Annotated in this window: 12 protein-coding genes; 4 read left to right on the forward strand and 8 right to left on the reverse strand. The window is 62.9% G+C overall.

Translation table 11 applies throughout. The features are described from left to right. Nucleotides 1–58 precede the first annotated feature (58 nt). The 4 genes from BAC01S_RS22345 (at nt 59) to BAC01S_RS32245 (ending at nt 4,870) form a co-directional block, all read left to right on the forward strand. A complete protein-coding gene (locus BAC01S_RS22345) occupies nt 59–979 on the forward strand; it encodes a 3-hydroxyacyl-CoA dehydrogenase family protein (RefSeq protein WP_027796759.1) in 921 nt (306 codons plus the stop codon). A 253-nt stretch (nt 980–1,232) separates the two neighbouring features. After that, nucleotides 1,233–1,847, forward strand: a complete 615-nt coding sequence (locus tag BAC01S_RS22350; RefSeq protein WP_027796760.1) for a flavin reductase family protein — start codon at nt 1,233–1,235, stop codon at nt 1,845–1,847. Nucleotides 1,848–1,877: 30 nt separating this feature from the next. Continuing rightward, a complete protein-coding gene (locus BAC01S_RS22355) occupies nt 1,878–2,177 on the forward strand; it encodes a hypothetical protein (RefSeq protein ID WP_027796761.1) in 300 nt (99 codons plus the stop codon). A 152-nt stretch (nt 2,178–2,329) separates the two neighbouring features. Then, nucleotides 2,330–4,870, forward strand: coding sequence for a penicillin-binding protein 1A (locus BAC01S_RS32245; RefSeq protein ID WP_156954507.1), 2,541 nt, complete (start codon nt 2,330–2,332; stop codon nt 4,868–4,870). A gap of 923 nt (nt 4,871–5,793) precedes the next feature. Here the strand turns inward: BAC01S_RS32245 and BAC01S_RS22375 are convergent. From BAC01S_RS22375 to BAC01S_RS22410, 8 genes are all read right to left on the reverse strand, one after another. Then, nucleotides 5,794–7,074 (reverse strand): SEL1-like repeat protein, encoded by a 1,281-nt coding sequence (locus tag BAC01S_RS22375; protein ID WP_027796763.1) that lies wholly within the window; start codon nt 7,072–7,074, stop codon nt 5,794–5,796. Nucleotides 7,075–7,077: 3 nt separating this feature from the next. Then, nucleotides 7,078–7,326 carry a hypothetical protein gene (locus BAC01S_RS22380; RefSeq protein ID WP_027796764.1) on the reverse strand — a complete coding sequence of 83 codons (249 nt, stop codon included), beginning with the start codon at nt 7,324–7,326 and terminating at the stop codon, nt 7,078–7,080. Nucleotides 7,327–7,344: 18 nt separating this feature from the next. Then, complete coding sequence (locus BAC01S_RS22385; RefSeq protein ID WP_245616651.1) at nt 7,345–8,622, reverse strand: SEL1-like repeat protein; 1,278 nt, start codon at nt 8,620–8,622, stop codon at nt 7,345–7,347. 3 nt (nt 8,623–8,625) lie between these two features. Continuing rightward, nucleotides 8,626–8,874, reverse strand: a complete 249-nt coding sequence (locus tag BAC01S_RS22390; RefSeq protein ID WP_027796766.1) for a hypothetical protein — start codon at nt 8,872–8,874, stop codon at nt 8,626–8,628. Between the two features lie 18 nt (nt 8,875–8,892). Next, complete coding sequence (locus BAC01S_RS22395; protein ID WP_245616652.1) at nt 8,893–10,170, reverse strand: SEL1-like repeat protein; 1,278 nt, start codon at nt 10,168–10,170, stop codon at nt 8,893–8,895. A gap of 3 nt (nt 10,171–10,173) precedes the next feature. After that, the gene (locus BAC01S_RS22400) at nt 10,174–11,994 is read right to left on the reverse strand and encodes a phospholipase D-like domain-containing protein (protein WP_027796768.1); all 1,821 of its coding nucleotides are present in this window, start codon (nt 11,992–11,994) and stop codon (nt 10,174–10,176) included. Between the two features lie 4 nt (nt 11,995–11,998). Then, nucleotides 11,999–14,641 (reverse strand): type VI secretion system Vgr family protein, encoded by a 2,643-nt coding sequence (locus BAC01S_RS22405; protein ID WP_027796769.1) that lies wholly within the window; start codon nt 14,639–14,641, stop codon nt 11,999–12,001. 440 nt (nt 14,642–15,081) lie between these two features. Then, complete coding sequence (locus tag BAC01S_RS22410; protein WP_027796770.1) at nt 15,082–17,073, reverse strand: methyl-accepting chemotaxis protein; 1,992 nt, start codon at nt 17,071–17,073, stop codon at nt 15,082–15,084. Nucleotides 17,074–17,090 lie beyond the last annotated feature (17 nt).

The raw sequence follows: 17,090 nt of genomic DNA on the forward strand, positions 1-17,090 counted from the left end.
CACCCGGAGCAGGCGCTATCCTTGCCGTTTCGGAATCGAGCGACAGGGAGCGACGGGTATGAGCGGCAAGGTGACAGTGGCGGGCGTGGTCGGCACGGGGTTGATGGGCGTCGGGATCGCGACGCAGTGCGCGCTGCACGGGCTTCGGACTCTCGTGTACGACGTCGACCCTGCGCGCCTCGCGGACGTTGCGGCGAAAGCCGGGGCCGCGCTGGACGAACTGATCGACGCCGGCCGCATCGATGCGGCCGCCAAGGCCGCCGCGCTGGCGCGCATCGAGACGACCGGGCGCCTGGACGTGATGGCAGGTGTGCCGTTCGTGTTCGAGGCCGTGCCGGAAGTGCTCGAACTCAAGCACCGGCTCTACGCGCAATTGAGCGCCGTGCTGTCGCCGGACGCGATCCTCGCGAGCAACACCAGCGGCTTCGAGCCCGACGCGCTCGCCGCGCCGCTGCCCGCGCCCGAGCGCTTCGTGATTGCGCACTTCTGGAACCCGCCGCATATGATTCCGCTCGTCGAGGTCGTGCCGGGGCGGGCGACGGCACCCGAGGTCACGGCGCGCACCGCCGCGCTGATGAGCGCGATCGGCATGGAGCCGGTCGTGCTGGCCAAGGCGATCCCGGGCTTCGTCGGCAACCGGCTGCAGTTCGCGGTGCTGCGCGAGGCGCTGAACATCGTGCGTTCGGGCGCGGCGACGCCCGACGTCGTGGACCGCGTGATGAAGGCGTCGCTCGGGCGGCGCTGGGGGATCGTCGGGCCGTTCGAGAGCGCCGACATGGGCGGCCTCGATACCTTCGTCGATATCTCGTCGCATCTGATGCCCGAACTCGCCAAGGACGAAGGCGTGATCGATCTGCTGCGCGAGCAGGTGGAGGCGGGGCGCGTGGGCGTGCGCAGCCGCGCGGGGTTCTACGACTGGGACGACGAGCACTTCGCACGCGTGAAGGCGGCGCGGCGCAAGCTGATCGCGGGCGGCTGACGTTGCGTGGATAGTTTGCGGGCGGGCGCTGCACAAATCGGGCAGCACGGCGGAAAAGCGTGGCGGGTCAAAGGGTTGGGCCGGGTGTGCGCAGCTTATCCACACCCCTATCAACCAAATCTGTGGACAAGCTTGCCCCGGCGTCCCGCCACCTGACTGGCTCCCCGCGTGTCATAGTGCTAACCCATGCGCACCCGCCGCGAGCCGTTCAGGGCCGCGGTCTTCAATCTGCCACTCAGCACCGCCAAGCCCCATGCCGAACACCTACTTCTACGACCCCGCTGTCGGCCACGGCCTCCCGCACGATCCGTTCAAGGCGATCGTCGCGCCGCGTCTGATCGGCTGGATCTCGAGCCGCTCCGCCGACGGCTGCCTGAACCTCGCGCCCTACAGCTTTTTCGGCGCGTTCGCGACATTCCCGCCCATCATCGGTTTCTGCAGCGAGGGCCGCAAGGACAGCATCGGCAACATCGAGGCGACCGGCGAGTTCGTCTGGAATCTCACGTCGAAGCCGCTGGCCGCGCAGATGAACCGCACCTCGGCGCCCGTTGCCGCCGACGTCGACGAATTCGCGCTCGCGGGCCTCACGCCGGTGCCCGGCCGCAACGTGAGCGTGCCGCACGTCGGCGAATCGCCGGCCGCGCTCGAATGCCGGCTGCTGCAGGTGGTGCGCTTTTCCACCCTCGACGGCACGCCGATGGACAACTGGCTCGCGCTCGGCCAGGTGGTGGGCGTGCATATTCGCGAGGAGTGCCTCAAGGACGGCCTGTTCGACACGCACGCCGCGCAGCCGGTCATGCGCGCGGGCTACCGCGCGGACTACGCGCAGATCGGCGAGATGTTCCAGATGGTTCGGCCGACGGCGTAAGCGTCGCGGCCTTCGTCAGGAGAAACGCATATGCAGATTCCAGCGGGATCGGTGGTGGCCCTCAGCTCGGCTTCCGCGACGATGTTTTCGATGGGCATGCTCTTTCTCGGCTACTGGGGGCTGCACGAGCCGTCGCCCTGGAACTTCGGCGAGCGTGTCGTCGTGGTTGTCGCGCTGGCGGGCTTTGCCTGCCTCGGCAGCGTGCCGTTTCTCGCCACCTCGCCCATGGCGACGCCCGACGACGAGTCGCGCATGCGTATGGCGCGCCGCGCCTTCCTGTGCGGCGCGAGCGCGCTCTGGTGCGCGATCGTCCTTTCGCTGATCGTGTGAACGCGTAGGCGCTCCGAAGCGCGGGGCGCCCTTCGCCTGCCGGAGCGCCTGGGGAATTTTGATACGATGCACGCTTTTCCAGCCGATCCCTTGACTGCGTGAAGCGTTACGTGTCGTTCGTCCGCGATCAGTTCGCCCAATGGTCCGCCCGCCTGAAGCCCGCTCTCGCGGCCGGCGCAGCGCGTCTTCAGCCCTTCGCCGCGGCGGCCTGCGCCCGGCTCAAGCCGCTTTTCGCGCGGGCGCTGCATCATCTGCGGCATCCCACGCGGCGTGGCGTCCTCTACGCCATCGCCGCCGTTCCCGCGCTGTTCGTCCTCTATGTGCTGGTGCTGATCCCGTTCACGCCGGGCATCGGCGATATCCGCAAGGCGCGCGTGGACGAGCCCGCGCAGGTGCTCTCCGCGGACGGCAAGCTGCTCGCCGAATTCGAGCCTTCGCACCGCGAGTGGGTGCCGCTCAACGAAATCTCGCCGCACATGGTCGATGCGCTCATCTCGACCGAGGATCACCGCTTCTACGAGCACCACGGCATCGACTTCAAGCGCACGGCCGGCGCGGCGCTGCATACGTTCTCGGGCGATCGCCAGGGCGGCTCGACCATCACGCAGCAGCTCGCGCGCAACCTCTATCCCGACGAGATCGGCCGCGCGCCCACGCTCACGCGCAAGATCAAGGAAGCGATCACGGCGCTCAAGATCGAGGCCGTCTACAGCAAGCCGCAGATCCTCGAAACCTATCTGAACACCGTGCCGTTCCTCTACAACGCGTACGGCATCGAGATGGCGGCGCGCACGTATTTCGGCGTGTCGGCGGACCAGCTCGACATCCTGCAGAGCGCGACGCTCACCGGCATGCTCAAGGGCAACGCCTATTACAACCCGGTGATCAACCCCGAGCGCGCGCTCGCGCGGCGCAACACCGTGCTTGCGCAGATGGTGAAGTACGGCAAGCTCACGCCCGCGCAGTACGCGACGCTTTCGAAGAAGCCGCTGCGCCTGGACTTCGAACGGCAGACCGAGCCGCCCGGCCCCGCGCCGCACTTCGCGCAGCAGTTGCGCCGCTGGCTCATCGCGTGGGCCGACCGCAACGACTACAACATCTACTCGGACGGACTGGTCGTAAGGACAACGATCGATTCGCGACTGCAGACGATGGCGACGGCCGCGCTCACGCAGCACGCGAACCAGTTGCAGGCGATTGCGAACGGCACATGGGGCGGCAAGGGCTGCACGGCGGGTAACGACCTCTTCCGCACCTTCATGCGCGAAACGCCCGACTACAAGAGCGCGCGCGACGCGGGCGCGGACGACGCGGACGCGCTCAAGCAGCTCGCCTCCGACCGCGCGTTCGTGCGCGCGCTGTGCAAAAGCAAGACGGAGGTCGAGGCGGGCTTCCTCGCGATCGACCCGCGCAACGGCCAGATCAAGGCCTGGGTGGGCAGCCGCGATTTCGCCGGCGAGCCCTACGATCACGTCCAGCAGGCGCGGCGCCAGCCGGGTTCGACGTTCAAGCCGTTCGTCTATGGCGCGGCGTTCGCGGCGGGCGCGAAGCCGAGCGATACCTTCGTCGACCAGCCCGTCGAAATCCCGCTCGCGGGCGGCGAAATCTGGCGCCCGGACGACGACGTGCCGCCCAGCGGCAAACCGATGACGCTGCGCGACGGGATCGCGTATTCGCGCAATCGCATCACGGCGCAACTGATGGAGCAGGTGGGGCCGGACAAGGTGGTGCGCCTTGCGCAGGCGATGGGCGTGCGCGACAGCGAACTCGACCCGGTGCCGTCGCTCGCGCTCGGCACGAGCCCGGTCACGCTCAAGGAGATGGTGTCGGCGTACAGCACGATCGCCAACGACGGCGAGTACCTGGAGCCGCGCATGGTCACGAGCATCGAAGACCGCAAGGGCAACGTGCTCGCCGAGTTTGCGAGCGCCTCGCCCGAGCGCGCGTTGTCCGCCTCCGCGGACCGCACGCTGATCGACGTGATGCGCGACGTGGTGAACCACGGCACGGGGGCGAGCATCCGCACGCGCTTCGGCATTCGCGCCGACGTGGCGGGCAAGACCGGCACGACACAGGGCAACACGGACGGCTGGTTCATCCTCATGGACCCGCAGCTCGTGGCGGGGGCGTGGGTAGGGTTCGACGACGGCCGCGTGACGCTCGACGACTACTGGGGGCAGGGCGCGCGCAGCGCCTTGCCGATCGTCGGCGACTTTTTCCAGCGGGCGCTGCGGGCGCGCATCGTCGATCCGCGTGCGCGCTTCGATACCGAGGTGAAGCCGGGCGCTTTTGAAACGTTCCGCGAAACCTTCCGCGAGAAGCTCGACGCGTGGATCGAGAAGCTGTTCGGGGCGAAGCCGAAGGCGGCGGCGCCTGTCGCGCCGGTCAAGCGCGCGCCGCCGCCTGCGCCGCGTGTTGTGCCTGCGCCGGCTTCCGAAGCACCGACGTCCGTGGTGCCGGTTGCGCCGGAGGCGTCGGCGGCATCGGCTTCTGCGGCGGTGCCAACGGCGTCCGGGCCGCGCGAGACCGGTCTGCCGCCTATTCTTGGTCCCGCGAGCACGCCGGCCGCTCCGTCGCCGTTCCCTGCGCAGGAACCGGCACTGGCACCGACGCCGACGCCGGATGACACCGAGCCCCAGAACGGTGGAGCAGGCGCGCAATACACGCCGCCGCTGCAGCAGCAGGGGCCGTGAGCCGCGCGGTGGTTGCGCTCTTCGTTGAAAGCGAAGAGCGCACGCCGAATCGCGGTACGCAGGTCTGCCTGGCTTTCATTTGACATTGCCCGGCAGTCCGGCCTGAACGCCGGCGGGCCGACGCTTCGCATTCCACCGTAGTTATCCCCACTTTTTGTTCAAAAGCGTGTGGACAACCCTTCCCCCACACCGGTAAACCCTTGGTGCACAAGGCTTTTCGGGCGATGCGCGGGAAATGATCCTGCACCCCACGCGCCCTCAAACATCCATTCCCCCACGTTTCCCCACACGTTGCGCTGCGGGGAAACCTTCGTTCACCCATGTGGGGGACGGTCTACCTATTAGACATCTGTCTTGTAAGAACTACAAGCTAACGACGGACCATCTGCCGTTTCGACAAGTCACTTGTCGCACCAATACGCAGACAGCTTACGTGTTGATGCTGCGTTGCACGTGAGCACGCGTGGGGAAAGTCCGTTCCCCACGGCACGATGATGATAGGGCTACAACGCCAGGAAATGACCTAATCAAGAATTACTGCGATGGCTTCGCGACCTCCTCCTTCTGCCATGGAAACAAATCGCCACTCGACGGCTGTGTCACGGGCGGTAGTGTCACAACTGGTGGCAATACAGTTTGGTCGGTGCGCTCACAAGACAGGTCCCACCCAAACCAGATGATTGCGACCAAAAGCGCGGGTGAGATAAAGAACAAGGTCGTTAGGCCAATTCTGAGGATTCCTTTCAGGCGGCGAAAAAGCAGGAACACTATCCAGGTTAGTCCTGACCAGATCGCCAACGCAGTCCAGAAAGCCAACAGAATGGGGCCACCTATACTGCCCATGTCGGCGTGACAGGTAAGTGGAAACAGGGCAAGTATCAGAACAGGCAAGGCAGCATTCCTGATGTTCCTTACTTCCCGCATCACACCGACCTCTCGTAGGCCACAAGGGTCCAGGTTTCCGCCTTGGTATGCAGTCGCCTGCCAAACAGCGCATCCACGATCCTGAACCCACTGCTCCCCAGTACGGAAAGAGGGGGCATGACCTCGCCCTTGCGGACAAAACAGGTTGCCTCCGGAAAGGCGCCAGCAATATGGGGAATAGACCACGTGCCACCCTGCGGGCAAACCTGCCCTGTGCGCGCTTCAGTACCCAGTGGCACCTGTTCGGCCTGTGCGCTTTTGACGGGCGCAAGAGGAAGCCCCGTAGCGGGATCGAGGTTCTTTTCTTTGGCAAGACGCGCGACCAGTTTCTCGTCGGGTTTTTGCGGCGGCTTCGCGGCGTCCTGCTCCTTCTGCCACTCGAACGTGCCGTCCCAGGCGGGTAGTTCAGCGGGCGGCAGCGGCGCAATCTTGTCGATGTCGGGGACCTTGGGGTTGAGGCCGTCGTGGTCGTTCAGAAATTTCCAGATCAGACCGTACCGACGCGAGCGTTCTGGATCTTTAGACTGTCCAACGTAGTACATTTCATCCGAAGGATTCGTATCGAAGCCGTATTTTAGGAACGACGCCGATTGGACATTACCGGCCTGCGCACCCTTCTGGAAAGCCTTAACTGCATCGACATAGAGTTTGCGGTCCATCAGATCAATACCCAAGTAACTGCCGGCCTTCCCATATCCCTGATCGACCGAACATTCCATCATCTGCCGGGAAATATCTGGTGCTCGATCCTTCGGCGAAAGCAGGTCGCCTACGTAATATTGGCCTTCGGGGCTACCGAGGTCCGCTGCCTTGCGGAAATAAATCCGCGCCGCTCTCTCATCCTGCTTCACGCCGTAGCCGAGTTCGAGGTAGTGACCCATGTCGTAATAGCCGCCGGGGATGCTGGCCGCGATTAGCTGCTCGGCAAGGTCGATGGTTTCCGTGGCTGCATGAGGCGATGACGCCTGCCCGGTAGAGACCAGCAGTTGAAGGTTGTGATTCGCCTTGTAATGACCATACGCGGCGGCGATCCGGTAATAGCGCGCTGCGGCATCGAAGTCTTTCGGACCGGGCTTCTTTTCGAGGAACAGGGCGTACTGGAAAAGCGCATCAGCCTGTGGATCGAGTGGTGGAAGATGATCCGCTTCATGGACACAGGTAAAGGTCAGCTTCGCGCGCACGGCGCTCCAGTCGGCTTGAGAAGGCATCGGATTATCCTTGTTCGAACAGGCGCAAAGTGCGAGCGCCAAGCAGATCGCAATGGTGATGCTTTGCTTCATCGTTCAGTCCAGCCGCAAACGGCTTGCGCCGGTCCACATGAAGCCGACAAGTGAAGCGATAGGAGCCAGCCTCCTTTTTTGATAGCTAGCATTCCTATCAATAATATTTTCCCAAGCGATAGCCGCATCATCAGGAACGTCCGATGCGCCGTTTCTCACGCCTCCCGTATGGATCTTCCACAGATGCCTGCGCAGCGGCTGCGTCACGTCCATGCGTTCGCGACAGATGTTCAGTTCGCTGTCCACCGCCATGCTGCGCCGGTTCCCGCACTACGCCCGCTCATCGTAGGACACCAGGCTCCATGGCGCACCGGTACGGTCCGAGCGCATGCCGAGCAACGCATCGAGCAACCGGATCGGTCGGGGGTGGTTGATAGTGAGTCGCGGCATGATTTCACCCTTGCTGAGGTATCGCGTAGCTTCCGGGGTATAGCCTTGCCAGTCCTTCGCACACCACACGCCAGTTTCGGGGCAAACTTCGTCGGTGCGCGCCACCGTGCCCAGTGGCAGGCGGTTGTCCATCACGCTTTTCTGCTTGAGTGGCAGGCCGGTGGCGGGATCGAGATCCTTCGCGCGCGCAAGACGCTCCACCAGCTTCTCGTCGGGCTTCTGCGGCGGCTTCGCGGCGTCCTGTTCCTTCTGCCACTCGAACGTGTCGTCCCAGGCAGGCAGTTCAGCAGGCGGCAGCGGCACGATCTGGTCGATATCCGGCACCTTGGGATTCAAGCCGTCATGGTCGTCCAGAAACTTCCAGATCAGGCCGTACCGGCGCGAGCGCTCTGCATCATTAGTTAGCCCTAGGTAGTACACTTCATCTGAAGGCTTGCTATCGAATCCATGCCGCAAAGCGAAAGCAGATTGTGCATCACCAGCCTGTGCGCCCTTCTGAAATGCCTTAACTGCTTCTGTATAAAGTTTGCGGTCCGTCAGATCAATACCCAGGTAAGTGCCAGCCTTTCCATATCCCTGATTGACCGCACATTCCATCATCTGCCGTGAAATGTCCGGTGCACGATCCTTCGGCGAAAGCAGATCCCCTACGTAATATTGCCCTTCGGGGCTACCGAGGTCAGCGGCCTTGCGGTAATAGATCCACGCTGCGCGCTCATCCTGTTTTACGCCGTAGCCGAGTTCGAGGTAGTGCCCCATGTCGTAATAGCCGCCGGGGATACCCGCCGCGATCAACTGCTCGGCCAGGTCAATCGTTTCCGTGGCCGCATAGGGAGACGATGCCTGCCCGGTGGACACCAGCAGTTGCAGGTTGTGGTTGGCCTTGTAATGACCATAGGCGGCAGCGATCCGGTAATAGCGCGCGGCCGCATCGAAGCCTTTCGGGCCGGGTTTCTTTTCAAGGAACAGGGCGTACTGGAAAAGCGCATCGGCCTGTGGGTCGAGTGCCGGCAGATGGTCCGCTTCATGAACACAGGTGAAGGCCAGCTTCGCGCGCACAGCGCTCCATTCAGCTTCGGTCGGCATCGGATTATCCTTTTGTGAACAGGCGCACAGCGCAAGTGCCACGTAGATTGCAATGGTTGTGCTTCGCTTCATCGCTCAGTCCAGCCGCAAACGGCTCGCGCCAGTCCACATGAAGCCAACAAGCGACGCCAGCGGAGCCTCACCGTTTTTCTGCTTTCCCGCGTTCCGGCTGATGATGTTTTCCCACCCATCGGCAGCGAGTTCAATCGAGTCGGATGCGGCATTTCTGATTCCTTTGGTATGGATCTTCCACAGATGCCTGCGCAGCGGCTGCGTCACGTCCATGCGCTCGCGACAGATGTTCAGTTCGCTGTCCACCGCCATGCTGCGCCGGTTCCCGCACTACGCCCGCTCATCGTAGGACACCAGGCTCCATGGCGCACCGGTACGGTCCGAGCGCATGCCGAGCAACGCATCGAGCAACCGGATCGGTCGGGGGTGGTTGATAGTGAGTCGCGGCATGATTTCACCCTTGCTGAGGTATCGCGTAGCTTCCGGGGTGTAGCCTTGCCAGTCCTTCGCACACCACACGCCAGTTTCGGGGCAAACTTCGTCGGTGCGCGCCACCGTGCCCAGTGGCAGGCGGTTGTCCATCACGCTTTTCTGCTTGAGTGGCAGGCCGGTGGCGGGATCGAGATCCTTCGCGCGCGCAAGACGCTCCACCAGCTTCTCGTCGGGCTTCTGCGGCGGCTTCGCGGCGTCCTGTTCCTTCTGCCACTGGAACGTGCCGTCCCACGCGGGCAGTTCTGCTGGCGGCAGCGGCACGATCTGGTCGATGTCCGGCACCTTAGGATTGAGGTTTTCGTTATCGGTTAGGAACTGCCAGATCAACTCATAGCGCCGCGAACGCTCGGCATCGTCAGGGAGCGCCATGTAGTACAGTTGCGCCGATGGTTGAGGCCCTTTGAAACCATTTTCCAGAAATGACGCAGATTGCGAATCGCCGGCCTCTACCCCCTTCTGAAATGCTTTAATAGCTTCGGCATACTTGCTGTCACCCATCAGATCAACACCCAGCGTGCTTGCAGCCTTACCAAAACCCTGATCCATTGCGCACTGTCTCATCTGCCTCGCAATATCCGGTGCACGGTCCAGCGGCGCAAGTAAGTCGCCCACGTAGGATTGAGCATCAGGATCACCAAGATCGGCAGCCTGCCGGAAATAACGACGTGCCTTGTCTGCGTCCTGCTCGACGCCGTATCCCTCTTCAAGATAGTGGCCCATATCGTAGTACCCGCCCGGTACACCAGCCTTGATTAACTGCAAAGCCAAACCGACAGCTTCACTCGGTGCATCAGGTGAAGACACTAGATCATCGCTAAGAAGGCCCTGGAGATTGTTGTTGGCCTTGTAATGACCATAAGCCGCCGCGATCCGGTAATAACGCGCAATCTCGTCAAAGTCCTTCGGCCCACCCTTCTTCTCCAGATACCGCGCGTACTTGAACAGCTGGTCTGCGGTTGAATCAAGCTGTGGCAAATGATCGACTTCGCGCGTACACGTAAAGGCCAACCTGGCCCGCACAGCATTCATATCAGAAGCAGAAGGCATGGAATTATCCTTTTTCGAACAGGAACACAACAGCAATGCAAGAAGAATGGTCAGCGAAATAGTTTTCATGAACTAGTCCAGACCACTTTTCTTCGCTGACGCGCGCGAAAAGCCGACAATTGACGCAATGGGAGGTATGCCGTTTAGCTGATTGCGCGCGTTTCGTGCAATGATGTCTGACCAAGCGCTGAAAACCTTCTTTGGATCATCCTGCGCTCCCGTTCCTGCGGTATGTATATTCCACAGTTTCCTGCGCAACGGCTGCGTGATGTCCATGCGCTCGTGACAAATGTTCAGTTCGCTGTCCACTTCCATGCTGCGCGTATTGATATTGGCCGACCCGTGCGTCAGAAACACATCGTCAATAATCATGATCTTGCTGTGGATATAAACCGGCATCCACGCGTTGCCCGGAGAATCTGGTGCGACCAGCGTACAGATATGAATTTTCAGGCCGAGGATATCCTTCGGCGTAAGTGGCCCATTGCGCCCCTGCCGGGCGTCATCAAGATTCTTCTGTGCCGCCTTCTGATTTGCCTCGGCATCCGCACCGGAACTCATTCGCGCAAGCGCCAATTCGTTCGCCGCACTCATGACATCATGCTGTTGCTGGATATCCTGGTTTTCCTGCGCCATGCCGGACATGAGATTCGCCTGCCCGAGACTGTCCAGCATCTTGTACGTGCTCACCGTACCGCTGCCCACCCCTTCATCGCTCGAATTCGTGACGACGAACAGATAGAGTGGCCCATGCTTGCCCGGGTCGCGGCCCCATTGAACCTGCTTCGCCGCTGCTTCCTTGATCTTTTCAGCCAGCGGCTCCCAGCGGAAATACTGGTTTTCGATATAAATGAATTTTGCTGCGTTAACTACTGTCTGAAGATACAACGACTTGATATCGCGCTTTCCCTCCTGTGACTGCGTACGCGTGATCTGCGCCATGACAGGAGTACCAAAATCGGGACGTACCTTGAGCTGGGTTGCAAGTGACTTGCGCTTTGCCAGCAGATCGACGTTTGCATTGCGTTTCCACGCGTTACAGAAATTCGCGTTCAGGCACTCCAGAATCGGCCCCGTAACGATACTCGACATGTCCTGGCGCGGAGTCTGCCCGTTGCGCCCGAAGCGGGCATTCATCCGCGCATAGCGATGCGCGTCGTCGTCCCAGTACGCGTCAAGCGTGTTGTGGCCCATGACAAAACCCACCGCTTGTGCAGGGGCCTCGTAGTCGATCAGGACCATCTTCTGGTGATGCGACGGCCCCGCACCGAAACCACCCACGACCGCCGTCTCACTCAGTCCCTTGTCCGCTCGCCGCAGGCTTTCCCGGTACATGATTTCAGCGCGGTCGGTCAACGAAAAGTCCCGGGTCACGAACTCAATATTCGCAAGAGACTGAATACCTGCCAGCGGTCGGGCAGCCGCCGCACGATCAGCAGCGACAATTCGGGCACGAGAGTACCAGGCACGATCGTATTCGCGCTGCGTATCGTTTTCGTTTTGTGTCTTGATGCTTCGAAGCGGGGTATAGCCAGGGTTTTCGTTTTCAAGAAACTGACCGACCGCGAATGTATCCGCCCAGCACAGAATCCGGATCCTGACTCCCTCCTGACCTTTCTTGATCAACAGGTCTCCGATGCAAAGCGAATTTCCACCATCACGCCTGAAATACATTGACGGCTGGAAACCCCAGCAGATGTAATCAATGGTGTGCTTCGCGTTCTCGATAGCATCGTAGAGCGTACCGAACGCTTCCTCGCCATTAACAAGTGGGCGATACGACGCTTCCATCGGAGGATATTCCGTAAGCTGCACGAACCACGGCGTGCAGATCAGCGCCGACGAAGTCTTGTCAAGCGCAACCGGGGTAACAATCGAAGTGGATTTGCTCACGCTCTCATTGCTCCGCTTCGGGGTTGAGCAGTTTGTTGTATCGCTGCCTGTTCAATGCACGGTCTCCCGGGGGATTGATATCGCTGGATGGTTGACTCTCGTGAAAGTGAAAGCCCTGATTGGCGAGATCGCCGTTTGCTTCGTTGCCGCGATATGAACTGGCGACAGGGATCGTATGCTTGACGCCGCTTGCCAGTTCTAGCGTGTACTTCTTCGTCGTCGGGTGGTGATCGACCTGAAGCAGGCCGGTTTCATCGAACACGCCCTGTTTCACCAGCGTACCGCCAGCAAACAGTTGGTAAGGCATGCCTGCGGGAATGGCAGCGCGCGAGGCGGGCGACGCCGCCGCATTCAATGTCAGAGGGGTAGTCGGCAGACCCGAGAGCGCCGGGTGATTCAGGTCCAGCGGCATGTTCAGTGTTGCCTTGCCCTGCTTCTGGATCGTGATGACCTTGAAGAACAGGTCGCCGGGACCGCCCAGCGTAATACTGCCGTCCTTGATCTGGATAAACGCACCGCCACATTCCAGGATGACTTCCTTCCCCGCTGCGATGTTGACCTTGCCGTTGACACTCGCGACCGACACATCCCTGTCAGCGGTGATAGACATCGGGCCAGTCTGCGCCTGGACCTCGACCGGACCCTTCGCGGCGAATATCTTGATCCCCAGCTGCTGTACGAACAGCGACAGCTTTTCACCCGCCGCCACCGTGAAACGCTTCACTACGCTCCAGTCCGCGTTCTTCCCGGCCACCGCCGAGATGTTGCCTTCTGCCGCAAACTGCATGCTCTGGCCCGTCACGAGCGCCGCCGGGGCGGGCGTGCTCATCAGCAGCCCCGGCTTCTTCAGGCCGTCCAGATCGTCCTTCATCTGCTGCTGCGCGTCGGTGTCGGCAGGCTCGGCCTTCGCGGCACTGGCGGACGCGGCCAGCGCCTTCGCGGTCGCCAGCGCACTTTCGAGCTGCGCCATGCTCTCCTGCATGTCGAGCTGCTTGCCGGTGGCAGCGGGCCGGTCATACGTCGTGAGCATCAGCCCCTTGCCCGCGCGCTCCACCCCGTAACCCGAGGTCCTGACCTCGTAGCCTTCCCCCCGGTATTCGAGCTTCTGGTTCACCAGATAGCCGAGATTCAGTTGCGTCTTGCCCGAGTGCTCCGTGGAGAGCTTGATGCCTTCCTGGCCCGCCCAGTCCTCCATGCGCAGCTTGTTGTTGCTCTGCGTGCGGATCGTGTTGCGCGAGAGCCACCGACGGTCGCTGGTGATGAGGTCGCGCGCCTGGCTATGGTGGTGGAAGCCGCTGATCTCAGGCTTGTCCGGGTCCCCATCCCGGAATGTGATCCTGGCCTCGTCGTTGTCCAGCGCGACGAAGTGCATGCCGGTCTGGAGTTTTCCCGCGAACGGTTTCGCCAGGCGCAGCGGTACGCTCTCGCCGCCCCTGGGCCAGGTGCCGAAGTCGGCGTCGAGCCGGACCACGTAATAGCCCGCCGCGTTCAGGTAGCCGTAGGTATATTTGTCCGGGCTGCAGACCCGTGCCGAAAGTGAACCGGCGATTTTTGCCCATTTAGCCGGTTCGAGCTGGAGACGGAAGCGCCGGTCGGCGGGGATCGCCCGGAAGGTGTTCGAATAGGGCTTGTCACGCGCGCCGCTGTGCGTGATCTCGGTGATGACCATGCCCTTCGGCGCATCCGGCAGCACGATATCCGTTTCGAGCACGCTTGCGCATTGCAGGGCGAACACGTTGCCCGTGCCGTCATACACGACCTGCCGCGCCAGCGCCGCTTCGTGACGCAACTGCGCTTCCCACTTCGCGCCTGCCTGGTCCAGGTGGGCAGTCCCGTAGATGTAGGGTTGGCCGTAGGTGGTGGGATCGCCGGGAGCCACGTTGGCCTGGTCCCGGAAGCGCTCCCAGGCGGACTCCGGGTTGTAGTCCGCCACCTGGACAGATTGCGGCACGATCTCCGCGTGCGTGCGGATCGACGTGACGGCTTCCACACCGCCCGATTCCAGACCCGCCGCCTCGCGGTACGGCACGACGATCTGCGGATCGTAGAGGTAGTGATCGATGTCATCGGCGAAGACGATCTGGTCGCCGTACTCCGTCTCGACGATGCAGCACCAGATGCCCGCCTTCTCCATGAGCATGTGCACATAGTCGAAGTCCGTCATCTGGTGCTGGAAGCGCCACAGGTGCACGGGATACTGGCGGCGCAGCCGGAACGACACCAGGTGGTCGGGAATGCCGTGCCGGCGCAGGATCGCCTGGATGATCTGCGGGGTCGTGAGGTGCTGGTACGGCTGGGTGTTCGTGACGGTCTGGAGCCGTCCGAAGCGCGAACTGAGGACCATCACGTACCGGGTGTAGTCCTTCGTCGTCTGCACGGTCGAGAAGCGGCCGATGTAGCCCGAGAACTTTTTCGTACTGCCGTCCTCGGCCACGATGGAGAACACGGCATCGAGGTTGAGATAATCGGCGCGTGCCAGTTGCTGCGGATGGGTCAACTCGATGGCCACTACGTTCGGCTCGCCCAGCCTTTCGGTTGCCGTGAACGATACGACCGAGAGTTCCGCCGCGCTGGCCGTGCCTGGCACCACCAGACGGCATGCCTGACGACCTGTTATTTCCTGCCGCTGTGGATCGAACTCCGCCATTGCGCCTCCCTCGCATGATGGCGGATCGTGCAAAGGCCTCCGCCCGGTTTTCACTTCCCGAAGGGGTGAAAATAGGGCAGTTTCCCCACCGGCGGTCATCCCGAAATTCGAGGCATTGATGCACAACAAGACTGCCTCATACCGGCCTTCAGGCGGCGTGCTTCGCGGGACAGGGTGAGTTTCCCCCACGATATTCCCCACACGACACCTGTGGCATCCGAATGCTCCTGCCATTCGAATGCCGTGTGCCAACATCTAACCTCTTGAATCTAAACAGAACAGATATTTGTTGCCCTTGTGCACTACATACAAAACTTCTCCACAGATTTTCTGGACAGCCCTGTGGAAAACCTGTCCGCATCTTCATCAAGCCCCTGATCCCAAAGCGAATTCGGCTGCGGATCACAAATCGCACCGGCCTTCACCGGCCCGCGCACGTTCTACGCGTCGCCTCGTCCACCCACCTTGAACACCGCAACCAGCTCCGCAAGCGTCGCCGCCCGCTCATGCAGCGCCCCGGCAGCACGCTCGGCCTCGCCCACCAGCACCGCATTCTGCTGCGTCGCCGCGCCGATCTGCGAGACGGCGATGTTTACCTGCTCGATGCCGCCCGACTGCTCGCGCGAGGCCACGCTGATCTCGCCGATGATCGAGCGCACCTCCTCCACGCGCTCAACGATAGTGCGCATGGTCGTGCTCGCGTCGCCCGCGATGCGGTAGCCGGTCTCGACGGTCGCCGCCGATTCCGCGATCAATGCTTCGATCTCCTTAACGGCTGCCGCGCTGCGCTGCGCGAGCGCGCGCACCTCGCTCGCCACCACGGCAAAGCCCCTGCCATGCTCGCCCGCGCGTGCCGCTTCGACGGCCGCGTTCAGCGCGAGGATGTTCGTCTGGAATGCAATGCCTTCAATGACGCCCGTGATGTCGGTGATCTTCTTCGAGGCCTGGCTGATGTCGTCCATCGTCTGCACGACGCGCTCCACCGCGCGGCCGCCGTCGAGCGCCGCATCGGCCGCGCCGCTGACCACGGTGTTCGCGCGCATCGCATGGTCGGCGTTCTGCTGGACCGTCGAGGTGAGTTGCTCCATGCTCGCCGCCGTCTCCTCCAGGCTGCTCGCCTGGCTCGCGATACGCGCCGAGATCTCGCCGCTGCCGGCCGCGATGCGCGAGGTGTCGTCGCGCATTTGCGCCGAGGCGCCGCGTACCTGCGCCACGATTTTCGCGAGGCCCTCGCCGATGCCGTCGATGGCGTGCGTGAGGCGGCCAATCTCGTCGGCACCCGCGTTATCGGCCGTCCCGTTGAGCGTGCCGCCGATGCGCACGCTGAGGTCGCCCGCGGCAAGCTGCCCGGCGGCCACGGCGGCGGCGTCGAGCGGGCGGCTCACGAGACGGCGCGCGAGGAAGATCGAGAGCGCCGCGAACGCCGCGACGAGCACGAAGCCGATTGCGGCGAAGCGGTCGCGCGTGGCCTGCACGCCGGCCATGACTTCATCTTGCGCGGCTACGCCGCCCACGAGCCATTGCCATTGCGGCACGCTCACGAAGGAGACGAGCTTCGCGCGTGCGTCGCGCTCGCCGAGCGTGGCGTCGGCCGAGGTGTACTCGAGCGTGCCTGCGCGCGCGGCGAGCATGGACGACCACGGGCCGTTGGCGTCGTCGTAGTGCTGGCCGGCGGCGGCCGGGTGCACGAGGAAGGTGCCGCGCGCGGGTCCGTTCGAGGCGTCGAGTACGAAGTAGTAGCCGGTGTCGCCGATCTTGAGCTTCGCGATTTCGGCCTTGATCGCGGCGATCTGCGCGCCCACGTCCACGCCCACGAAGAGCGCGCCGATCACGCGGCCGCTCGCATCGGCAATCGGCCGGTATTGCGTCATGTACTGCTTGCCGAACAGGCCGGCGAGGCCCGTATAGCTGCGGCCGGCCATGAGCGGCGCGTAGGCGGGGCCCTTGCGGTCGAGCAGCGTGCCGATGGCGCGCGAGCCGTCCTGCTTCTTGAGCGAGGTGGTGACGCGCACGAAGTCGTCGCCGCTGCGCGCGAACACGGTGGCGATGGCGCCGCTGCGTTCGAGGAACTGGTCGGGAATCGTGAAGTCGAGGTCGAGCACCGCGTCGCCCGCCTTGATGGTCGGCGCGGCGTAGCCGGCGATGTCCACCTTCTGGCTGTCGTCGAGCGACCAGGCGCCGGGCAGGAAGCTCGCGAAGAGCGTCATCGCGCGGTCGACTTCGGCGTCGAGCGCGCCGTCGATGAGAGCGATGCTCGAGGCCACCGAACGGTCTTTTTCGGCGATGCGCGCGCGCACCTGGTCGCTGACCTGGTCGGCGGCGGCGCGCGTGAGCGCCCAGCTGAAGGCGGCGAAGATGGCGGCAACGAGCACGCACGAGACGAGGGCGAGGCGCACGCCGACACTCGTGCGGCGCGGGAGGGACAGGGTCATGGGATCGGTTCCGGGTA

The sequence above is a fragment of the Paraburkholderia acidipaludis NBRC 101816 genome, assembly GCF_000684975.1.
GTDB lineage: Bacteria > Pseudomonadota > Gammaproteobacteria > Burkholderiales > Burkholderiaceae > Paraburkholderia > Paraburkholderia acidipaludis.

Excerpts from the sequence above, each read along its gene's own strand:
- BAC01S_RS22395 (WP_245616652.1), bottom strand. The coding sequence starts at position 10,170 with ATGAAAACTATTTCGCTGACCATTCTTCTTGCATTGCTGTTGTGTTCC.
- BAC01S_RS22410 (WP_027796770.1), bottom strand. The coding sequence starts at position 17,073 with ATGACCCTGTCCCTCCCGCGCCGCACGAGTGTCGGCGTGCGCCTCGCC.
- BAC01S_RS22375 (WP_027796763.1), bottom strand. The coding sequence starts at position 7,074 with ATGAAGCAAAGCATCACCATTGCGATCTGCTTGGCGCTCGCACTTTGC.
- BAC01S_RS22405 (WP_027796769.1), bottom strand. The coding sequence starts at position 14,641 with ATGGCGGAGTTCGATCCACAGCGGCAGGAAATAACAGGTCGTCAGGCA.
- BAC01S_RS22355 (WP_027796761.1), top strand. The coding sequence starts at position 1,878 with ATGCAGATTCCAGCGGGATCGGTGGTGGCCCTCAGCTCGGCTTCCGCG.
- BAC01S_RS22385 (WP_245616651.1), bottom strand. The coding sequence starts at position 8,622 with ATGAAGCGAAGCACAACCATTGCAATCTACGTGGCACTTGCGCTGTGC.
- BAC01S_RS22390 (WP_027796766.1), bottom strand. The coding sequence starts at position 8,874 with ATGGCGGTGGACAGCGAACTGAACATCTGTCGCGAGCGCATGGACGTG.
- BAC01S_RS22350 (WP_027796760.1), top strand. The coding sequence starts at position 1,233 with ATGCCGAACACCTACTTCTACGACCCCGCTGTCGGCCACGGCCTCCCG.
- BAC01S_RS22380 (WP_027796764.1), bottom strand. The coding sequence starts at position 7,326 with ATGGCGGTGGACAGCGAACTGAACATCTGTCGCGAACGCATGGACGTG.
- BAC01S_RS22345 (WP_027796759.1), top strand. The coding sequence starts at position 59 with ATGAGCGGCAAGGTGACAGTGGCGGGCGTGGTCGGCACGGGGTTGATG.